Annotated in this window: 22 protein-coding genes; 21 read left to right on the top strand and 1 reads right to left on the bottom strand. The window is 58.8% G+C overall.

Annotated features, from left to right (window positions below; genetic code table 11):
* Positions 1-73: 73 nt before the first annotated feature.
* The 14 genes from mnmE (at position 74) to AMM41_RS16080 (ending at position 13,076) form a co-directional block, all read left to right on the top strand.
* On the top strand, positions 74-1,486 hold the full coding sequence (mnmE, locus tag AMM41_RS16015) for a tRNA uridine-5-carboxymethylaminomethyl(34) synthesis GTPase MnmE (RefSeq protein WP_089961260.1): 1,413 nt from the start codon (positions 74-76) through the stop codon (positions 1,484-1,486).
* 127 nt (positions 1,487-1,613) lie between these two features.
* Positions 1,614-2,303 (top strand): FCD domain-containing protein, encoded by a 690-nt coding sequence (locus AMM41_RS16020; RefSeq protein WP_089961263.1) that lies wholly within the window; start codon positions 1,614-1,616, stop codon positions 2,301-2,303.
* 30 nt (positions 2,304-2,333) lie between these two features.
* Positions 2,334-2,873, top strand: coding sequence for a VOC family protein (locus AMM41_RS16025; protein WP_089961267.1), 540 nt, complete (start codon positions 2,334-2,336; stop codon positions 2,871-2,873).
* Between the two features lie 25 nt (positions 2,874-2,898).
* The gene (locus tag AMM41_RS16030; protein ID WP_089961270.1) at positions 2,899-3,765 is read left to right on the top strand and encodes a fumarylacetoacetate hydrolase family protein; all 867 of its coding nucleotides are present in this window, start codon (positions 2,899-2,901) and stop codon (positions 3,763-3,765) included.
* A gap of 2 nt (positions 3,766-3,767) precedes the next feature.
* On the top strand, positions 3,768-4,763 hold the full coding sequence (locus AMM41_RS16035; RefSeq protein WP_089961273.1) for a zinc-dependent alcohol dehydrogenase family protein: 996 nt from the start codon (positions 3,768-3,770) through the stop codon (positions 4,761-4,763).
* A 64-nt stretch (positions 4,764-4,827) separates the two neighbouring features.
* Positions 4,828-5,796: a Bug family tripartite tricarboxylate transporter substrate binding protein gene (locus AMM41_RS16040; RefSeq protein WP_089961276.1), complete on the top strand. Its 969-nt coding sequence runs from the start codon at positions 4,828-4,830 to the stop codon at positions 5,794-5,796.
* Positions 5,797-5,819: 23 nt separating this feature from the next.
* Positions 5,820-6,398, top strand: coding sequence for an amino acid synthesis family protein (locus AMM41_RS16045; protein ID WP_089961279.1), 579 nt, complete (start codon positions 5,820-5,822; stop codon positions 6,396-6,398).
* Between the two features lie 84 nt (positions 6,399-6,482).
* Positions 6,483-7,460: a fatty acid desaturase family protein gene (locus AMM41_RS16050; protein ID WP_089961485.1), complete on the top strand. Its 978-nt coding sequence runs from the start codon at positions 6,483-6,485 to the stop codon at positions 7,458-7,460.
* A gap of 19 nt (positions 7,461-7,479) precedes the next feature.
* Positions 7,480-8,262, top strand: a complete 783-nt coding sequence (locus AMM41_RS16055; protein WP_194944826.1) for an SDR family NAD(P)-dependent oxidoreductase — start codon at positions 7,480-7,482, stop codon at positions 8,260-8,262.
* Between the two features lie 208 nt (positions 8,263-8,470).
* Complete coding sequence (locus AMM41_RS16060; protein WP_089961285.1) at positions 8,471-9,247, top strand: ABC transporter ATP-binding protein; 777 nt, start codon at positions 8,471-8,473, stop codon at positions 9,245-9,247.
* Positions 9,240-9,950: an ABC transporter ATP-binding protein gene (locus tag AMM41_RS16065; RefSeq protein WP_089961288.1), complete on the top strand. Its 711-nt coding sequence runs from the start codon at positions 9,240-9,242 to the stop codon at positions 9,948-9,950. Before AMM41_RS16060 ends, AMM41_RS16065 begins: the two co-directional genes overlap by 8 nt.
* A gap of 26 nt (positions 9,951-9,976) precedes the next feature.
* Positions 9,977-11,191: an ABC transporter substrate-binding protein gene (locus AMM41_RS16070; protein ID WP_089961292.1), complete on the top strand. Its 1,215-nt coding sequence runs from the start codon at positions 9,977-9,979 to the stop codon at positions 11,189-11,191.
* Positions 11,192-11,227: 36 nt separating this feature from the next.
* Positions 11,228-12,112: a branched-chain amino acid ABC transporter permease gene (locus AMM41_RS16075; RefSeq protein WP_089961294.1), complete on the top strand. Its 885-nt coding sequence runs from the start codon at positions 11,228-11,230 to the stop codon at positions 12,110-12,112.
* A gap of 4 nt (positions 12,113-12,116) precedes the next feature.
* Positions 12,117-13,076: a branched-chain amino acid ABC transporter permease gene (locus AMM41_RS16080; RefSeq protein ID WP_089961297.1), complete on the top strand. Its 960-nt coding sequence runs from the start codon at positions 12,117-12,119 to the stop codon at positions 13,074-13,076.
* A 25-nt stretch (positions 13,077-13,101) separates the two neighbouring features.
* Here the strand turns inward: AMM41_RS16080 and AMM41_RS16085 are convergent, their stop codons facing one another.
* The gene (locus AMM41_RS16085) at positions 13,102-13,926 is read right to left on the bottom strand and encodes an IclR family transcriptional regulator (protein ID WP_089961299.1); all 825 of its coding nucleotides are present in this window, start codon (positions 13,924-13,926) and stop codon (positions 13,102-13,104) included.
* Between the two features lie 188 nt (positions 13,927-14,114).
* On the opposite strand from AMM41_RS16085, the gene AMM41_RS16090 reads away from it, so the two are divergent.
* The 7 genes from AMM41_RS16090 to AMM41_RS16120 are packed head-to-tail and all read left to right on the top strand — an operon-like array spanning position 14,115 to position 20,720.
* Positions 14,115-15,161, top strand: coding sequence for an ABC transporter ATP-binding protein (locus AMM41_RS16090; protein ID WP_089961302.1), 1,047 nt, complete (start codon positions 14,115-14,117; stop codon positions 15,159-15,161).
* Complete coding sequence (locus AMM41_RS16095; RefSeq protein WP_089961304.1) at positions 15,158-16,018, top strand: ABC transporter permease; 861 nt, start codon at positions 15,158-15,160, stop codon at positions 16,016-16,018. Before AMM41_RS16090 ends, AMM41_RS16095 begins: the two co-directional genes overlap by 4 nt.
* Entirely contained in the window at positions 16,015-16,809 is a 795-nt protein-coding gene (locus AMM41_RS16100; RefSeq protein WP_089961307.1) for an ABC transporter permease, read from the top strand. The genes AMM41_RS16095 and AMM41_RS16100 overlap by 4 nt, the downstream gene beginning before the upstream one ends.
* Entirely contained in the window at positions 16,806-17,108 is a 303-nt protein-coding gene (locus AMM41_RS16105; RefSeq protein ID WP_089961310.1) for a (2Fe-2S)-binding protein, read from the top strand. The genes AMM41_RS16100 and AMM41_RS16105 overlap by 4 nt, the downstream gene beginning before the upstream one ends.
* Positions 17,105-18,502, top strand: a complete 1,398-nt coding sequence (locus AMM41_RS16110) for an NAD(P)/FAD-dependent oxidoreductase (RefSeq protein ID WP_089961313.1) — start codon at positions 17,105-17,107, stop codon at positions 18,500-18,502. The genes AMM41_RS16105 and AMM41_RS16110 overlap by 4 nt, the downstream gene beginning before the upstream one ends.
* Positions 18,499-19,650, top strand: a complete 1,152-nt coding sequence (locus AMM41_RS16115) for an NAD(P)/FAD-dependent oxidoreductase (protein WP_089961316.1) — start codon at positions 18,499-18,501, stop codon at positions 19,648-19,650. The genes AMM41_RS16110 and AMM41_RS16115 overlap by 4 nt, the downstream gene beginning before the upstream one ends.
* Positions 19,647-20,720 (top strand): ABC transporter substrate-binding protein, encoded by a 1,074-nt coding sequence (locus AMM41_RS16120; RefSeq protein ID WP_089961319.1) that lies wholly within the window; start codon positions 19,647-19,649, stop codon positions 20,718-20,720. The genes AMM41_RS16115 and AMM41_RS16120 overlap by 4 nt, the downstream gene beginning before the upstream one ends.
* Positions 20,721-20,783 lie beyond the last annotated feature (63 nt).

The raw sequence follows: 20,783 nt of genomic DNA on the forward strand, positions 1-20,783 counted from the left end.
GAAAGCGGCCTTTTTTTGGCCTTGACCTGTGGCCGCTTTTCACCCAACCCCTTTTTGTGATGGACCACTGACCATGCTCGCCAGACACCAGGAACCCATCGTTGCCATCGCCACCGCACCGGGTCGCGGCGCAGTGGGCATCGTGCGGGTGTCGGGCCGCAATTTGGCCTCACTGATTCAAGCCTTGTGCGGCCGCTCCCTTAAGCCACGAGAGGCCACGTATTTGCCGTTTGCCGATGCCGATGGCAGCCCGATTGACCACGGCTTGGCGCTGCACTTTGTGGCCCCACACTCGTTCACAGGCGAGGATGTGCTGGAGTTGCAAGCGCACGGCGGGCCGGTGGTTTTGCAGCTGCTGGTGGCGCGTTGCCTGCAAGCGGCCACCGAATTGGACCCGACTTCAGGCCATCCACGTCTGGCGGGTTTGCGCGTGGCGCAGCCGGGCGAGTTTTCTGAACGGGCTTTTTTGAACGACAAGATCGACTTGGCGCAAGCCGAGGCCATTGCCGACCTGATCGACGCCAGCACAGAGGCCGCTGCACGCAGTGCCAGCCGATCTTTGGCGGGCGATTTTTCCAAGGAAATCCATGCGCTGCGCGATGCGCTGATTCACCTGCGCATGCTGGTTGAAGCCACGCTGGACTTCCCCGAAGAAGAGATTGATTTTTTGCAAAAAGCCGATGCACAGGGGCAACTGACGCGCCTGCAAGCCGCGCTGCAAACTGTGTTGGGCAAAGCCCGTCAAGGCGCTTTGCTGCGCGAAGGCATCAAGGTGGTGATCGCGGGCCAGCCCAATGCGGGCAAGAGTTCGCTGCTCAATGCGTTGGCCGGGGCAGAGCTGGCCATCGTCACGCCCATTGCAGGCACCACGCGCGACGTGGTGCAGCAAACCATCCAGATCGAAGGCGTGCCGCTGCATGTGATCGACACCGCCGGTCTGCGTGAGGGCGAGGGGGTGGACGAGGTGGAGCAAATTGGCATTGCCCGCGCCTGGGGTCAGATTGAAGCCGCTGATGCGGTGCTGTTTTTGCACGACCTGACCCGCGTGGGCCAAGCCGATTACGACACCGCCGATGCCGACATTGCCACCCGACTGAAAAGTCGCCTGCCCGCCAGCGTGGCGGTGCTTGACGTGTGGAACAAGGCCGATGCGGCCCTTTTGGCGGGAGATCGTCCGGGTTTGACGCTTTCGGCACGCACTGGAGAGGGCCTGCAAGCCCTGCGACTGCAACTGCTGCACCAAGCCGGCTGGCAACAAGCCAGCGAAGGCCTGTTCATTGCCCGTGAGCGCCATGTGCAGGCGCTGCACCGGGTGCGCGAGCATCTGGACATGGCCGACGCCCATCTGGCCGCACAGGCCCAAAACCTGGATCTGCTGGCCGAAGAACTTCGCCTGGGCCAAAACGCGCTCAACGAGATCACCGGCGAGTTCAGCGCCGACGATTTGTTGGGCGTGATTTTTTCGAGTTTTTGCATCGGCAAATAAGTCGCTTCGCGCTTTTCGCGCAAGCCGCGCACCCCCTCCTCTTCGAAGAAAACCCTGACCCCGTCACCGGGTCCTCAGGGTTTTCTCGAATGCGCACAATTTCTTTTTTATGCACAATTTGTAAATCATGCAGAATCCAGCTACCAACTCCACCTTGTCAGAGCAGGCCTTCCAAGTCTTGCGCGGCGATGTCTTGTCGGGTCGCCATGCGCCTGAAAGCAAGCTCAAGGTCGATGCCTTGCAACAGATGTACGGCTTCTCGAGCAGCCCCCTGCGCGAAGCCCTGAACCGGCTGGTGCAAGAAGGCCTGGTCAAAGCAGACGAGCGCCGAGGTTTTCGGGTCACCCCCATCTCGCCCTCCGATTTGACCGACATCACCAAGATGCGCTTGATGCTGGACATCCCGGCCCTGCAAGAGTCCATCGCCGCTGGCGACGATGCCTGGGAGGCACAAATCGTGGCCACGTTTCATCGGCTCGAAAAAATCGAATCCCGTCTGCCGCAAGGCCCCGTGGTGCTGGACGCCGAGTGGAGCCAACGTCACCGGGACTTTCACATGACCCTGATTGCGGCCTGCCCCTCTGAGCGCCAACTGCTGTGGAGCATGAGCCTGTTTGACCAGGCCGAGCGTTATCGGCACTTTGCCGCACGCAACCGAACAGTCTCGAAAAAGAAGGACGAAGAACACCGCGCCTTGATGAAAGCCGTGCTTCGGCGTGACAGCGAAACGGCCAGCGCCATGCTGTCTGAGCACATCCGCAGCACGCAGGCCAATGTGATGGCGGCCTTTGCATTGCAACAAAAACAAGGCCTCTGAGCCATTTCATCATCCCAGCAGGAGACAAACATGCTCAATGTCACTCAACCCACCCCTTCCCATTTCGGCATTTATGTCACCGATGTCGAGAAGATGGTGCACTTTTACAAATCTGTCTTCGGATTGGTCGAGACCGATCGGGGCGTGGGCAAAACCTTCAAAGCGCCACTGGTTTTTTTGAGCGCCAGCCCGGACCAGCACCACCAGTTGGTGATCGCTGGCGGACGTCCTGCCGAGGCCACCTTCAGCACCGTGATGCAGTTGTCGTTTGCGGTTCCGTCTATCCAATCGCTGCGGGACTTGAAGGAAAAAGCCACCGCATTGGGTGCCAGCAAAGTGCTGCCCTTGAACCATGGCAATGCCTTGTCGGTTTATTTTGCAGACCCAGAGGGCAACACGGTCGAGATCTACATCGACATGCCGTTTTACATTTCGCAGCCACACGGCGACCCACTCGACTTGAGCCAAGACGACGAGACCATCTTGCGCGAGACCGAAGCCATCTGCAGACAAGACCCGAGCTTCATGCCCATCGCCCAGTGGCAAGCGAAATTTGCCAAGGCCCACTGAATCACCATTCCACCAAGGACTTCTTATGAAATTGCTTTCCTTCATCCACCAAGGCCGTGAAACGTGGGGCGCGCTCGTGAGCGCAGACGCCATCGTTGACCTGGGCAAAGCGCTGCCGCAATACGCCACGCTGACGGACTACATCGCCTCGGGCGCTTACCTGAACGCCAAGCAGGATGTGGCCAACAAAACCGCCGATGTAAAACTGGCCGACATCACCTTCTTGCCGGTGATCCCCAAGCCCGAAAAAATCGTCTGCGCCGTGCGCAACTACATGGACCACCACCAGGAAGTGCTGGCCGCGGGCATGCACCGCGAATTGTCCGAAGAGCCACCCATCTTTTTGCGGGTGTGGCGCTCGCAAGTGGCACACGGCCAACCCATCATCTGCCCCAAGGTGTCGGGCTCACTCGACTGGGAAGGCGAGTTGGCTGTGATCATCGGCAAAGAAGGCCGCAACATTGCCGAGGCCAACGCCTTTGACCATGTGGCGGGCTACTCTTGCTACAACGATGGCAGCATCCGCGAGTGGCAATTCCACGCCAAACAAATCGCTTCGGGCAAAAACTTTGAATCCACCGGCGGCTTTGGCCCTTGGATGGTCACGGCCGACGAAATCGCACCCAACCAGGAACTCAAGCTGATCACGCGCCTGAACGGCGAAGTGGTGCAGTCGAGCCACACCGGCCACATGATTTTCTCGATCGCCAAGCTCATCAGCTACGCCTCGACCATCTTCACGCTGGTGCCCGGCGACGTGATCGCCACCGGCACGCCTGCGGGTGTGGGCTGGAGCCGCAAGCCCGCCTGGTTCATGAAGCCGGGCGATGTGTGCGAGGTCGAGATCGAGGGCATCGGCACCTTGGTCAACCCGATCGCGGCCCAGGCCTGAGCATGAAAGCCATCCAAGTCCAGGTGCCCGGCGGGCCGGACAGTTTGCTGCTGGTGGATCTGCCCGATCCGCTGCCTGGCCCTGGACAGGTGCGCGTGAAAGCCCATGCCATTGGGGTGGGCCGCCCGGATGTGTTGATCCGCCAAGGCACCTACAAATGGATGCCGCCACTGCCTGCCGTTCCTGGCGCGGAGCTGGCCGGCGTGGTCGACGCCATCGGCGAAGGCGTGACACAGTGGCAACTGGGTGACCGTGTGCTCGTGAGTGCGCGCGAACTGGCCCAGCGCGGTGGCTGCTATGCCGAGGCCATTGTGGTGCCGCAAGACGCGCCTTACCCCTTGCACCCGACAGTGGCCTTTGAAGACGCGGTCAGCCTGCCCAACTTGCAACTGGCCTTGGCACTCATGCGCGTGGCCGGGACCAGCCATCGCCCACAGCCACATGTGCTGATCACAGGGGCATCGGGCGGTGTAGCGGGCATGCTGTGCCAGGTCGCCAAGCACCGAGGATTTGCCACCATTGGAACCAGTCGGACTGCCGACAAAAGCCAATACGCACGGGACCATGGTTTTGACCATGTGGTGTGCACGGAACAAGACGACCTGAAGACCCAAATTCAAACGCTCACGCAAGGCCGTGGTGTGGATCTGGTGTTCGACCATCTGGGCGGGCAAAGCCTGATCGATGGCTTGCACAGCCTGGCGTCACTCGGCACGGTGGTGTCTTACAACATTGTTCAAGGCATGCCCACAGACGACGTGTTTCAGGTGCTTCGCAAATTCTTGGGCAAGAGCTTGGCCGTGCGGTGCTTTTCGATGCACACCTTTGACGAGGACCCTTTGGCGCGTCGCGCACTGATGCAAGAAGCCATCGAGCTGATGGCGCAAGGGCTTGTTCGGCCGCCTGAACACCAGATTTTCAAACTCAGCGAAGTCCGCCAAACCCACGTCTTGCTCGATCAAGGCAGGGTCAGCGGCAAGCTGGTGATGCAACCGTGAAGTTCGTGCAGGCAAGCGTCCGCAGAAGGCGCTGCATGCTTTATTCATCCTTGAGGAGACAACCATGCTTCGTCGACATTTACTCATCGCTCTGAGTGCAGGGTCTTTGGCCTTGCCCATGACCGTTCTGGCCCAAACCTATCCAGAACGTCCCATCAAAATTCTTCAGGGTTTTGCACCCGGCGGCAATGCGGACGCCATTGCACGGTCCGTGAGCCAAGAAATGAGCAAAGGCTTGGGCCAGTCCATGGTGGTCGAGGCGCAAGCCGGTGCCGGGGGCACCATTGCAGCCACCACAGTGTCGAAGGCCAGACCCGATGGTTACACCCTGCTCTTGGCCACGGGCGGTCATGCGGTTGCTGGCGCGTTGTACAACAACTTGGCCTACCGCACGGTGCAAGACTTCGAGATGGTCAGCACCATCACGTATTTCCCATTTCTTGTGGTGGTGCCTGCGAACAGCAAGTATGCCAATTTGACGGCTTTGCTGGCCGCCGCCAAAGCCAACCCGACAGAAATCAGCTACGGCACAGCGGGCATTGGCTCGACCCATCACCTGGCCGGTGAGCTCTTGGCCAGCATGTCCAAAACACAGTTGCTGCATGTCCCTTTCAGGGGTGACTCGGCTTCGCTGACGGCATTGCTCAGTGGCGAAATCCCCATGATCATTGCCCCACCCACCGCGGTGATGGCCAACATCAAAGGCGGCAAACTGCGGGCGATTGCCACCACGGGGCCCCAAAGGTGGCAAGGTCTGCCCGATGTGCCCACGGTCACTGAACAGGGCGTGACCGGGTACGACGTGCAGTCTTGGGCTGGCTTGATGGCGCCTGCGAGCACACCGCGTGCCGTGATCGATCGCCTGAATGCAGAACTGCAAAAAGCGATCGTGGTCCCTGCGGTCAAATCGCGCCTGGAAGACATGGGTGGCGAAGTGCGTGGCAGCACCCCCGAGGAGATGCGCAGCTTGGTGGCAGGACAAACCCAAAAGTGGATACAGGTCGTCAACGACGCCAAAATTCCCAAACAATGATTGAAACCAACAAAGGATGACCGATGTCACTGATTGAAATTCGCAAACGCAGCCTGACGATCGAAACCACGTACCACGAAGGCGGCCCGGTCACGGACACCCCGCTGAAATTGGCGGCGGCTTGTGCAGTGATCCAAAACCCGTATGCCGGGCGCTACGAGCCTGACCTGATGCCCTTCATGGCGGAGCTGCGGTCTTTGGGCACCGTGCTGGCGCAAGAGCTGGTGGACACCTTGGGCAAAGACAACATTGAGGTCTACAGCAAAGCGGCCATTGTGGGCGTCAACGGCGAAATGGAACACGGCGCTGTATGGCATGAAGCGGGCGGCTGGGCCATGCGCACGGTGCTGGGCGAGCCCAAAGCCATGGTGCCCGCCAGCAAGGCGGTGGCGCACACTGGTTATCGCCTCATGGTGCCGGTGCATTACATCCACGCCAGTTATGTGCGCAGCCATTTCAACAGCATGGAAGTGGGCATTCAAGATGCGCCTCGGCCCAATGAAATCTTGTTTGCATTGGTCATGGGCACGGGGCCCCGTGTGCACTCTCGCTTGGGCGGACTGACCAAGGACAAAGTTTCAGTCCACGACGGCCAACGCTGATCGCATCGCAACCGGTCACTTCAGTGACTGATAGGGCAAAGGTTTCATCTCAAGATGGTTCCTTTGCTTTTTTCATTTCAGAACATGGCCACAGCCGCTCAACCCACCCTCAGCCCCGAGCAAGACGCTGACTTGCGCGAACGCTCGGACTGGATGGGTGCCTATCTGGTGCTGCATGCCTGGGGTGTCATTGCGCTGGCCATGGCGTTTTTCATCGCTTGGCCCAACCCTTTGAGCTTCATCGCCGCTGTGATCATCATTGGTGGCAGGCAGCTGGGCTTGGCGATCTTGATGCACGATGCGGCACACCGGGCCTTGTTCAAAAACACCCGGCTCAATGACACGCTGGGCGCCTTTTTGTGCGGCTGGCCGGTGGGCGCGAGCCTCACGCTGTACCGGCCTTACCACCTGAGCCACCACCGCCACACACAGCAAAAGGACGACCCCGACCTGATCTTGTCGGCGCCTTTTCCAATCACCGCAAAAAGCTTTTGGCGCAAGATGCGGCGCGACATTCTGGGCATCACCGGTGTCCAGCGGCGCTTGGAGTTTTTCCGCATGGAGATGGGCCAAGACCCCAGCCGTTTGCAGCGCCTGAAAAACCTGTTCGCCGCAGAAAAATACTTTGCCTTGAGCAACCTCGCCATCTTCGCCGTCTGCGCCGCAGCCGGGGTGTGGTGGGCTTACTTTGCGCTGTGGCTCTTGCCTTTGCTGACCTGGTACCAGGTGATCAGCCGCATCCGCAACATTGCCGAGCATGCGGTGGTGGGCGACAACAACGACCGCCTGCGCAACACCCGCACCACGCTCACCCACTGGGGCATGCGCATGGTGCTGGCCCCTTACTGGGTCAACTACCACCTGGAGCACCACCTGTTTGTGTTCACGCCCTGCTGGAAATTGCCTGCGGCCCACCGCATGCTGATCGAACAAGGCTTTGGGCCTCGCATGGAGCTGGCCGAGGGCTATGGGCAAGTGCTGCGCAAAGCGGTGTCCAAGCCGCACGACGACAGCACCCCCGGTGGACCGAAGGGCCCTCGCAAGAGCGCTGCACTCATTTGAATCACCTCAAGGATCGAACATGGCCAACCGCCTGGACCAGCAAGTCGCCATCATCACCGGTGCCAGTCGCGGCATTGGCCTGGCCATTGCACAAGCCTATGCCGCCGAGGGGGCCAGCTTGTGCCTGATCGCCACCGATGTGGCCCGTCTCAGTGCAGTCAAGGATGGGTTGGATTTGCCAACCGAGCGGATCATGACCATCGGACTGGACGTGACCGACCGCGATGCGTGTTTTGCCGCAGTGGCACAGGTTGAACAACGCTTTGGCCGCGTGGATGTGCTGGTCAACAACGCGGGCGTGTACCGGGGCAAGTCCTTTTTGGACTATGCCGCGCAGGACTTTCAGGACATGCTGGATGTGAACCTGTTTGGTGTGCTGCATTTCATGCAGGCGGTGCTGCCGGGCATGCAGGCACGCCGACACGGACGCATTGTCAACATGGCCTCAACAGCGGGCAAATGGGGGTCTCGCAACCAAAGCGCCTACAACGTGAGCAAACACGCGGTGGTGGGCCTGACGCGTTGTGTGGCCTTGGAGGCCAGCCCGCACAATGTGACCGTGAACGCGATTTGCCCCGGCTTTATCCAGACCGACATGGTTGAAGAACTCAAGGCACAGGTGGCACACAGCTCGGGCATGACCGGTGAAGAACTGGTCAAGGCCGCACTGACCCGTGTGCCTTTGGGGCGCATCCTGAACCCGACCGAAATCGCAGGTTTGGCGGTGTATTTGGGCTCGTCCGAATCGAGTGGCATGACGGGTCAAAGCATCCATGTCGATGGCGGCATGGTGATGAGTTGAAACGACAGAATGCCCGCCCCCGCACAAGCTTCTGCGCCCCACTCTCCGCATGCATCCATAAACCTACAAAAATCTGACTTTTGATGGTCCATCTTGAAACATTCGTCGCGCAAGAGACAGAACTTCGGGATAACCATGTACCTGCTATTTTTTCCTCGACACAGAATTCGCGTGTTCTTTGTTCTTTGTTGTCCAGGTACAAAACTCAATGGCTGACGAAATCATTCTCGAAACCCGGGGGCTCATCAAGGAGTTCAAGGGTTTTGTTGCTGTCAACGGTGTGGATCTGCGGGTCAAGCGCGGGCAAATCCATGCGCTGATTGGCCCCAATGGCGCGGGCAAAACCACGGTGTTCAACCTGCTGACCAAGTTTCTGATTCCCACCAAGGGACAGATTGTGTTCAATGGCCATGACATCACCTCCGAAAAACCCTCACAAGTGGCACGGCGTGGCATTGTGCGGTCCTTTCAGATTTCGGCCACTTTCCCCAACTTGACCGTCATGGAGAACGTGCGCATCGGCTTGCAACGCGCCACCGGGACATCGCTGCATTTTTGGCGCTCCGAGCGCAGCCTGAACCAGCTCAATGACAAAGCCATGGCACTGCTGGACGAGGTGGATCTGGGCAATATGGCTGACTTAACGGCCGTTGAGTTGCCTTATGGCCGCAAGCGAGCCCTGGAAATTGCCACCACTTTGGCCATGGATCCCGAGCTGATGTTGCTCGACGAGCCCACCCAGGGCATGGGCCACGAAGATGTGGACCGCGTCACGCAGCTGATCAAAAAAGTCGGGGCCAACCGCACCATTTTGATGGTGGAGCACAACATGAATGTGGTGTCCAAAATTGCGGACACCATCAGTGTCTTGCAACGTGGACAAGTGATTGCAGAAGGACCTTACGCCGTGGTGTCACAAAACCCGCAAGTGCTAGAAGCCTATATGGGCACCACCGACAACCAGCTGGAGGGTGCCCATGGCTGAGCCCAAAGAAATGCTGCGCATTAGCAACTTGCAAGCCTGGTACGGTGAGTCGCACATCCTGCATGGGGTGGACCTCACGGTGAATGAAGGCGAAGTGGTGACCTTGCTGGGCCGCAACGGTGCGGGTCGCACCACCACGGTCAAATCGATTCTGGGTCTGGTGGGGCGGCGCACCGGCTCCATCACCATCAAGGGCCAGGAAACCGTGAACTGGGCTCCGCACCAGATTGCCAAACTGGGCATTGGTTATTGCCCCGAAGAGCGCGGCATTTTCTCGGCCCTGACCTGCGAAGAAAACCTGCTGCTGCCGCCCGTGATTGCCCCCAACGGCATGTCGGTCGAAGAAATTTACGACATGTTCCCCAACCTGCTGGAGCGGCGCAACAGCCCGGGCACACGCCTGTCCGGTGGCGAGCAGCAAATGCTGGCGGTGGGCCGCATTCTGCGCACCGGCGCTCGCTTTTTGTTGCTGGATGAAATTTCTGAAGGCCTGGCCCCGGTCATTGTGCAAGCGCTGGCCCGCATGATCACGGCCCTCAAGGCCAAGGGCTTCACCATCATCATGGTCGAGCAGAACTTCCGATTTGCCGCCCCCCTGGCCGACCGCTTCTACGTGATGGAGCATGGCCAGATGGTGGAGAGCTTCAGCGCACATGAGCTGTCCTCCAAGATGGGCATGTTGAACGAGTACCTGGGTGTTTGATTTTTTTTCTTAACGGAGACAGCACGATGAAACGCAAACTTCTTTCCTTGGCCGCTTTGGCCGCCTGTGCCTTTGCGGGTGGTGCACAAGCCCAGATCTCTGACGGCATCGTCAAGATCGGTGTGCTCAACGACATGTCGGGTCTTTACTCCGACATCACGGGCCCCGGCTCGGTGACCGCCGCCAAAATGGCGGTGGACGACTACATCAAGGCCACCGGCAGCAAGCTCAAAGTGGAAATCGTGGGCGCTGACCACCAAAACAAACCCGATGTGGGCTCCAACATTGCACGCCAGTGGTATGACACCGACAAGGTCGACATGATCGCTGACGTGCCCACATCGTCGGTGGGCTTGGCCATTGCCAAGATCTCCAGCGACAAGGGCAAGCTGCACGTCAACTCCGGCTCGGCCACGGCCGACCTGAGCGGCAAGGCTTGCAACGCCAACACCATCCACTGGGCTTATGACACCTGGATGCTGGCCAACGGCACGGGCAAGGCGATTGTCAAAAGCGGTGGCAACACCTGGTTTTTCTTGACCGCCGACTACGCTTTTGGCCACGCCCTGGAGCGTGACACCGAAGCCGTGGTGACCAAGAACGGCGGCAAAGTGGTGGGCAAAGTGCGCACCCCCTTCCCAACACAAGACTTCTCTTCTTTCTTGCTGCAAGCACAAGCGTCCAAAGCCAAGATCATTGGCTTGGCCAACGCCGGTGGTGACACCACCAACTCGATCAAGCAAGCCGCCGAATTTGGCATCACCAAGGGCGGCCAGAACCTGGCTGGCTTGTTGGTCTTTTTGCCTGACGTGCACTCTTTGGGCCTGAACACCGCCCAAGGTCTGATGTTGACCGAGACCTTCTACTGGGACTTGAACGACAACACCCGTGCCTTCTCCAAGCGTTTTGCAGCTGAGCGAGGCGGCAAATACCCCTCGATGGTGCAAGCCGGTGTGTACTCCAGCGTGATCCACTACCTGAAGGCGGTGGACGCGGCCAAGACGGACGACGGCACCAAAGTGGCGGCCAAGATGAAAGAAATGCCTACGGACGATCCTTTGTTTGGCAAAGGCAGCGTGCGTCCCGACGGCCGCAAGATTCACCCAGCCTACCTGTTTGAAGTGAAAAAGCCTGCCGAGTCCAAGGGGCCTTACGACTACTACAAGCTGGTCGCCACGATCCCTGCCAACGAGGCCTTCCGCCCATTGGCCGAGAGCGACTGCCCTCTGGTCAAGAAGTAATCCCTGCCCTTCGTTCAAGCAAGTCGATACATCACCATGGAAATCTTTGGCATTCCCTCGCAAGCCCTGTTCGGGCAATTGCTGATCGGGCTGATCAACGGCTCTTTTTACGCGCTGCTCTCACTGGGTCTTGCCGTGATTTTCGGCTTGCTGAACATCATCAACTTCACCCACGGCGCCCAGTACATGCTGGGCGCTTTTGTGGCCTACCTTTCGCTCACCAAGTTGGGCATCAATTACTGGGTTTCGCTCATCGTCACACCGATTTTGGTGGGCGCGACCGGCATGGTGATTGAGCGCACCATGCTCAAGCGGCTGTACAAGCTGGACCATTTGTATGGCCTGCTGCTGACTTTCGGACTGGCACTCATCATCCAGGGCTTGTTCCGTCACGAATTCGGTTCATCGGGCATGCCTTATCCGGTGCCCGAGATCTTCCAGGGGGCCTACAACACGGGCTTCATGTTCTTGCCCAAATACCGCGCCTGGGTCATCGTGGCTTCGCTGGTGGTCTGCCTGTCCACTTGGTACGTGATTGAGCGCACCAAACTGGGGGCCTACCTGCGTGCTGCGACCGAAAACCCCAGCTTGGTCCAAGCCTTCGGCATCAACGTGCCACGCATGATCACGCTGACCTATGGTTTTGGCGTGGGTCTGGCGGCCTTTGCCGGTGTCATGGCCGCCCCCGTCTACCAGGTCAACCCCACCATGGGTGCGGACATCATCATCGTGGTGTTTGCGGTGGTGGTGATTGGCGGCATGGGCTCCATCATGGGTGCCATCCTCACGGGTTTTGGCCTGGGCCTGATCGAAGGCCTGACCAAGGTGTTCTACCCCGAAGCTTCCAGCACGGTGATTTTCATCATCATGACCATTGTTCTCCTGATCAAGCCTGCCGGGTTGTTCGGCACCCAGAAGTAAGACCATGACCACAGTCTCGACGCCCTCTTTCAAGACCCAGTCGTTCACGCACCAGTGGGTGGCCTTTGCCATCATGGTGCTGGTGCTGGTCATCGCGCCCATCTGGGTCTACCCGATCTTCCTGATGAAGGTCATGTGCTTTGCCTTGTTTGCCTGCGCCTTCAACTTGCTGATCGGCTTTGGTGGCTTGCTGTCTTTTGGCCACGCCATGTTTTTGGGCACTGCCGGTTATGCCGCTGCGCACGCCGCCAAGGTTTGGGGCTGGAACCCCGAATTGGCGGTGTTGTTTGCCACGGCGTGCTCAGGTGTGCTGGCCTTGGTCACGGGCATGCTGGCCATCCGCAGGCAAGGCATTTACTTTGCGATGATCACCTTGGCGTTCTCGCAAATGGTGTTTTTCTTTTACCTGCAAACCCCGTTCACGGGCGGTGAAGACGGCATCCAGAGCGTGCCCCGGGGCAAGCTGTTTGGCGTTTTTGACCTGGAACAAAACAGCGCCATGTACATGTTTGTACTGGCCATCTTTTTGGCAGGCTTTGCCTTCATCTGGCGCATCGTGCACTCGCCCTTTGGCCAGATCCTCAAAGCGATTCGCGAGAACCAGGACCGCGCCATTTCGCTGGGCTACGACACCGATCTCTACAAGCTGATTGCCTTCGTCATCTCTGGCGCATTGGCGGGCACGGCCGGTGCCACCAAGTCGCTGGTGTTCCAGTTGGCTTCGCTGACAGACGTGCACTGGTCCATGTCGGGCGAGGTGGTGCTGATGACGCTGGTGGGTGGCTTGGGCACCTTGTTTGGCCCGGTGGTGGGTGCGGCTGTCATCGTGAGCATGCAAAACTACCTGGCCCAGCTGGGTGCATGGGTCACCATCATCCAGGGTGTGATTTTTGTGATTTGCGTGCTGGCTTTTCGCCGGGGCATTGTGGGTGAGATTGCCCACTGGCTCAAAAAGCCGCTGTAAGCGATCCATCCAACCGATTCCTCATTCAGCCATTGGGCATCCAGGCCGCAAGACAAGACAGCGGCCTGCGCAATGTGGGGTCAAAGGGGTTGATGTGTGGGGAAACACGTTGCGCCTCTTTTTTGAGCAGCTCCACCACAGTGGGCAGCCGCTGATCGTTCAGGCGAGCTGAAATCGTTCCGACGCTGATGGCCGCCACCGCGTGGCCATCGCGGTCACAAACAGGGACCGCCACACCGGCCATGCCTTCGAGCAAACCCGAGTTGGTGTCGGCATAACCTTGGGCCCGAACCCGGTCAATTTCGGTCCTGAGGTACACCTCGTCGAGTGTGCCCAGTTCGCGAACACGGGGCACATTGAATCGGATCACTTCTTCGCGTTCGGCCTCGGGCAAAAAAGCCAGAATGGCCAAACTGCCCTGCCCCACCCCCAAGGCCACACGACCGCCAATGTCGCCCGTGAACGACCGAATGGGAAAAGGGCCTTCGCTGCGGTCAATGCACACCGCATCGAACCCGCTGCGGGCCAATAAGAAAAGGGTGTCACCCAAACTGGCCGACAGACGCAGCAGCAATGGACGGCACAGGTCGCGCAAATGCGATGGATTGCCAGCGCGTGCGGCCAGTACAAAAAACTCAATGCTCAAGCGGTAGTGCTTGGTCCGCTCATCTTGCTCCACCACGTTTTGGGCAATCAGCGCCTGCAAAGTGCGGTGAACCGTGGCTTGCGTCAAACCGATGTCTTTGGCGATTTGCGTCACCCGTGCACCCTCGCGCTGGGCTTGGGACAAATGGCCAATGATGGCGAAGGCGCGTTCGAGCACGCCTGATCCCATTTGTGGTGTTGTCATGTTGATGATCCGAAGTTTTGAAGAAATTTTATGGATTTAATTCGACTGAATGGAATTAAATAAATACTTTTATCATTTAATGAAATACCCTGTTGACGCCATCGCCTGATTCAAACACCATTTGTCAATGTCCGTCGTCCATATTTGCAAAGGCCAAAGCCAGGCCAGCGGGCACAGGAGTGTGGTGAATGTCTTTTTTGACGCTGACAAATCTTTCCAAGTTTTACGGCACGCAATGCGCCGTCGACAAGGTGAACCTGAGCGTTGAAAAAGGCGAGTTCGTCACCCTGCTGGGGCCTTCGGGCTGCGGCAAAACCACCACGCTGCAAATGATGGCCGGCTTTGTAGAAGCCAGCGAAGGTGACATTTTTCTGGATGGCCAGAACATCACCCACAAAGCCCCGAACACGCGTGGCTTGGGCATTGTGTTTCAAAGCTATGCGCTGTTTCCCCACATGACGGTGGCCCAAAATGTGAGTTTTGGCTTGGAGATGCGCTCCATGGCCAAGGCCGAACGTGCCCAGCGCGTGGCCTCGGCTTTGGCTTTGGTGCACCTGAGCGATTTGGCGCAGCGCTACCCCCGGGAACTCTCGGGCGGACAACGCCAAAGGGTGGCTTTGGCTCGCGCTTTGGTGATTGAGCCGCCAGTGTTGTTGCTGGACGAGCCTTTGTCCAACCTGGACGCCAAACTGCGTGAAGAAATGCAGTTTGAATTGCGGCAAATCCAGCGCAAAGTGGGGACCACCACCATCATGGTCACACACGATCAAACCGAAGCCATGTCGCTGAGCGACCGGGTGGTGGTCATGCAAGCAGGGCGCGTCACACAAATCGACAAGCCTTACGCGCTGTACGAAAACCCGCAGACCCCCTTCATTTCGACCTTTGTCGGCAAAGCCAATCTCTTGCATGGCCAATTCAAAAACCACGAGGGTGATTGCTGCATTGACATGCAAGACTTGAAGCTCCCAGTCGCAGGCGGCGTCTGGGTCGATGGGCAAACGGTGATGGTCAGCGTGAGGCCCGAAAAAATTCAGTGTGTTGCACCCGGCACGGGCCGTCTGGAGGGGACCGTCAAGGCGCGTTTTTTCCTGGGCAGCCAATGGCTCTACCAGATCGAGACAGCGCTGGGACTGCTGACCGTGACCTGCGCCAACAACGAAAGTTTGCCCCTCCACGAGGGGCAAATCACTGGTTTGGATTGGTCTGATGCCGCCATGCGGGTGCTGCCATGAGCAGACCAGGACGCTGGACACCCTGGTTTCTGTCAGCGCCGGCTTTGCTGCTGTTTTGTGGTTTGTTGCTGCTGCCCTTGTTGATGACGGGCATTCTGTCATTCCAGGTTTTTGACTACAACACGGGGGTCAAAGACGCCTACACCTTGGCCCATTACGTGGCGGTGCTGACCGACCCGTATTACTTTGAAATTTTCTGGCGAACGTTTTGGGTGTCTGCCGTGACGACCGCCATATGCCTGCTGATCGGTGCGCCTGAGGCCTATGTGTTGAGCCGAATGCGTGACCCATGGCGCACGGTGTGTTTGCTGGTGGTGCTGGCTCCCCTGTTGATTTCTGTGGTGGTCAGAGCCTTTGGCTGGAGCATGCTGCTGGGGCCGCGTGGCGTGATCAGCCAATTTTTCAGCTTTGCGGGCCTGGGCACATTCAAAGTCCTCTACACCGAGTGGGCCGTGGTCATTGCCTTGGTGCACGTCATGCTGCCTTTCATGATCATTCCGATCTGGACCTCACTGCAAAAGCTCGACCCGGGCGTCGAACAGGCGGCGCTGTCTTTGTCGGCATCGCGATGGACTGCTGTGCGTCGCATTGTGTTGCCACAGGTGATGCCCGGAATTTTGTCGGGCTGTCTGATCGTGTTTGGCTTGTGTGCCAGTGCTTTTGCCATTCCGGGTTTGTTGGGGGGGAGGCGTCTGAAAATGGTGGCCACTGTGGTTTATGACGAATACCTGCACGAATTGAACTGGCCACTGGGGGCCACTTTGGCCTTGATTTTGCTGGTGGCCAATCTGCTGGTCATGCTCAGCTACAACCGCGTGCTGGAAGGCCGCTACAAAAAATCCATGGGGGTGGCATGACCTCGAATGGCTGGCTTGCAAAACTGTTCAATGCGCTGGTGATGGTCTTCATGCTGGCCCCATTGATTGTGGTTTGCCTGGTCGCGTTCACACCTGAAAACACCCTGACGATTCCGACCACCGAGTACTCGTTGCGCTGGTTCAAGGCCGTGTTTGAGCACCCTGATTTCGTCACATCGTTCTGGAACAGTCTGTGGCTGGCCTTGGGTGCAGCCAGCTTGTCCACGTTGGTGGCCGTGCCTGCGGGCCTGGCCATCTCACGCTATGAATTCAAAGGGCGTGACGCTCTCAATGCCTTGTTTCTTTCGCCGTTGATCGTGCCGCACTTGGTGCTGGGCGTGGCCATCTTGAGGCTGTTCACGCTGATCGGGGCCACAGGCCATTTTTATTGGCTCATGTTGGCGCATGTGGTGGTGATCACACCCTATGCCTTGCGCCTGGTGCTGGCGGCGGCCGTGGGCATGGACAAGCACTGTGAACACGCTGCTTTGTCTTTGGGGGCCAGTCGGGCAACAGTGTTCAGGCGCGTGACCTTGCCCATGATCTTGCCCGGCGTGACGGGTGGGTGGTTGCTGGCTTTCATCAACAGCTTTGATGAGGTGACCATGTCCATTTTTGTGACTTCTCCGGCCACGGTGACTTTGCCCGTGCGCATGTACATGTACGCCACCGAGTCGGTCGACCCCTTGATGGCGGCCGTGTCGGCTTTGATGGTGGCTTTGACCGCAGGGGTGATGGTCATCTTGGACCGACTGTATGGTCTGGACAAAATACTGTTGGGTGGCAAATGAAACAAGAACCTTGCGCAGGCTCAGGTTTGTGGGTCAGACTGGCCGAGACCGAGCGTGAGACGCTGGGGTTTTTTCTCAATGGCCAAGCGTGCGAGGCGTTGGTGGGTGACACCATCATGACCGCCTTGCTGACTCAAAATCGCGCTCTGGGCCAAAGCGATCCATCGGGCACCCTGCGGGCGGGGTTTTGTGTCATGGGGGCTTGCCAGGATTGCTGGGTCACCACAGAAGACGGTGCCCGGCTGCGCAGTTGTCTGCGCCTGATTGAGTCAGGGATGCGCTTGGTGGTGAAAACATGAACAAGCTTCAGTCACCCCCTGTGATCGTGGGCGCAGGACCGGCCGGCATGCTGGCTGCGCAAACCCTGGTGCGCAAAGGTTTGCGCCCGGTGGTGCTGGATGAAAACGCTCGCCACGGCGGTCAGATTTACCGCCAACCGCCTGCACATTTTCAGCGCAGCCCAAAGGCCCTTTACGGGTTTGAGTCGGGCAAAGCCGGGGCTGTGCTCCAGGCCATGCAGGACTTGTTGCCGCACATTGATTACCGGCCCAACACCTTGGTGTGGAATGCACAAGCGGCTTGCCTGGATTTGCTGCACGAGGGCAAGACATCGGTTTTGCCCTATGGAGCCTTGCTGGTGGCCACCGGAGCCACCGACCGGATCTTGCCCTTTCTGGGCTGGACACTGCCGGGCGTCTTCAGCTTGGGCGGCGCCCAAGTGGCGCTCAAATTTCAGGGCTGCGCCATTGGCCGCCAAGTGGTTTTTGCGGGCACGGGACCGTTGCTTTATTTGGTGGCTTACCAATACGCCAAAGCGGGCGGGCAGGTGGCGGCCATTTTGGACAGTGCCCAGTGGAGCGATCAACTTCGCGCTTTGCCTGAGCTGACGGCCCAGGCATCGATGCTGTCCAAAGGCGTGTATTACGTGGCTTGGCTGATGGCGCATGGCGTGCCGATTCACCGAGGTGCCTTGCCGGTGCAAGCGCTGGGCAAGGCATCGGTAGAGCAGTTGATCTGGCGCGACAAACAAGGCGAACACCGCCTTGTTTGTGATGCCGTGGCCACGGGTTACGGTTTGCGCTCCGAAACGCAGTTGGCCGATTTGTTGGGTTGCGAATGGGCGTATGACGAGGCCGACAGGGCCTGGTTGCCTGCCAAAGACAGCGCGGGCCGCGCCTCAGTGCCGGGGGTTTACTTGGCCGGTGATGGGGCGGGCATTCAGGGTGCCGATGCCGCGCAATGGTCTGGTGAACGGGCGGCTTGGGCCTTGCTCAGCGATCAAGGACTGACACTGAGCGAAGATGAAAAAGCCCGCATCGATGCGCTGGACAAAATGATGGCCCGACGCAGAATTTTTGGCGCGGGCTTGACCAAGGCCTTTCCCGAGCCGCGCCAATGGCCCGCGTTGACCTCGGATGCGGTGGTGATCTGCCGCTGCGAAGAGATCACTGCCGGAGACATTCGCAACGCGGCCAAAGCATCAGGGGCGCTTGAGTTGAACCGTTTGAAGGCTTTTTCGCGTGTGGGCATGGGGCGCTGCCAGGGGCGGATGTGTGGGTGCGCCGCAGCCGAGTTGCTGGCGCATTGCACGCAGCAATCGCCCTCGCAGGTGGGCCGTTTGCGTGGGCAAGCGCCCATCAAACCCATTCCTTTTGAAAACACCTTCAGCGCCCAAACCGAGGGGCCTGCATGAGCCGCAGACAAGACTTTGATGTGGCCATTGTGGGCGGCGGCATTGTCGGGGCCTCTGCTGCCTTGGCTTTGAGGCGACACGGCAAATCGGTTGTGCTCCTTGAGCGGGATGTGTGCGGATCACGCTCAAGCGGAGTGAACTACGGTGGCGTGCGCCGCCAAGGTCGCTCGCTGGTGCAGCTGCCCCTGTCTCAGCGAGCCCACGAAATCTGGGGGCGCTTGCCCGCTGTGATCGGGATCGAAGGCGAATACATTCGCTCAGGACATCTGAAGATCGCCCGAACAGAAGCGGACATGGCCTCGCTGCAAGCGTACCGAGATCAATGCCAAAGCCATGGCCTGGATTTGCAGATCATCGGGGGCGATGCTTTGCGCAAAACCTACCCCTGGCTGGGCGAACGCATCGTGGGCGGTTCTTTGTGTGCTGAAGATGGTCACGCCAACCCCCGGCTGGTGTCACCTGCTTTTGCCAAGGCCGCGCAAGATGCAGGGGCGGTGATCATGGAGAGGACTTCTTGTGTGCGCCTGGTTCATGCACCGAGTGGTTTCGAGTTGGACACGGACACGGGGGTTCGCATCGGCAGCACCCATTTGCTCAATTGTGCAGGGGCCTGGGCAGGGCAAGTGGCCGCCCAATTCAACGAATCCGTGCCCATGGTCTCGGCACACCCGGTCATGGCCGTGACCGAACCCCTGCCCACATTCATGAACCTGAGCCTGGGTGTCGAAGGCGGTGGCATCTACGCCAGACAAGCGCCCAGAGGCAATTGCGTGATCGGTGGCTCGCGTGGTTTTGCGCTCGATGATCTGCGGGCCAGTCCCTCACGCGAAGCCATTGGCCTGGTGCTGGCCCGATCGGTTGAATTGCTCCCCCGCTTGCGGCATGCCCATGTGATCCGCACCTGGAGTGGCACAGAAGGCTACTTGCCAGACCACGAGCCGGTGATTGGCTGGAGCCAGACCACGCCCGGCCTGATTCACGCTTTTGGCTTCGCAGGCGCTGGTTTTCAAACCGGCCCCGCTGTGGGAGAGGTGTTGACCGAACTGGTTTGCCACGGCCATTCGTCCACGCCCATCGAGGCTTTTTCGATTGCCCGTTTTTCTGCCCTTTCTTCGTCCGTCACATCAACCCCAGGAGACTTACCATGACCCCCTTGTTGCGATCCACTCTTTCTGTAAAAACGCCGCTTTGTGCCCTCACTGTTGCACTCGCGGCCTTGACGCCAAGCTTGTCGCAGGCCCAAACCAAAACTTTGTACATCGGCATGAATGGCGGCGTGATGGAGAAAACCTGGACCAGCCATGTCTTTCCGGCTTTTGAAAAGGCCAACAACGTGAAGGTGGTGGTGGTGCCTGGCACTTCTTCCGAAATCTTGGCCAAGGCGCAGGCCAACAAAGACAAGCCTCAGATGCATGTGATGTTCCTGGACGATGGCGTGATGATCCGTGCGGCCGGCATGGGCCTGTGTGAAAAACTCAAACCCAGCCCGGCCTTGAATGAGATTTTTCCGACCGCTCGTTTCAAGGATGACATTGCAGCGGGCGTGACCATGGGCATGACCGGACTGGCTTACAACAAGAAGATGTTTGCTGAAAAAGGCTGGGCCGCCCCCACCTCTTGGATGGACATGGCCGATCCCAAATACAAGGGCAAGGTGGTGTTCCAGTCCATGCCCTCATCATCCTTTGGTCTGCATGGTTTCTTGATGTTCAACCGCATCAAAGGCGGCACCGAGGCCAATGTGGAGCCCGGCTTTGCGGCATGGAAATCATCGATTGGCCCCAATGTGCTGGAGTACATCCCCAGCTCGGCCAAATTGGCTGAAATGATCCAGAACGGCGAAGCGGCCATCGCCCCCCTGACCCCCACGAGCGTGGCCACCTTGCAGGAAAAAGGCATTGCCGTGGAATACGCTCAGCCCAAAGAAGGCTCGGTGGTGCTCATGGTGGCCCAGTGTGTGATCGCCAACAACTCTGAGCCGGTTTTGTCACAAAAGCTGGCCGAGCACCTGCTGTCAGCGTCTGCCCAAGCGGCTGGGCTGGAGCATGGCAATCAAATTCCATCCAACCCCAAAGCACCCGCCGTGGGCGACGATGCCAAATTGAAACTCCGGCAATTTGCCGATTACATGAAAACAGCGGTGGTGCTCGATTGGTCGGTCATCAATGAAAACCGTCCCACCTGGAATGCCCGCTGGAACCGCACCATCGAGCGATAAAGCCTGGACAGCACTGGCCTGACTTTAACCCCCCCAAACCCTGCCTTTTGTACAAGGGGCGGG

It is taken from the genome of Limnohabitans sp. 2KL-3 (assembly GCF_001269405.1).
In the GTDB taxonomy this organism is placed as follows: Bacteria; Pseudomonadota; Gammaproteobacteria; order Burkholderiales; family Burkholderiaceae_C; genus Limnohabitans_A.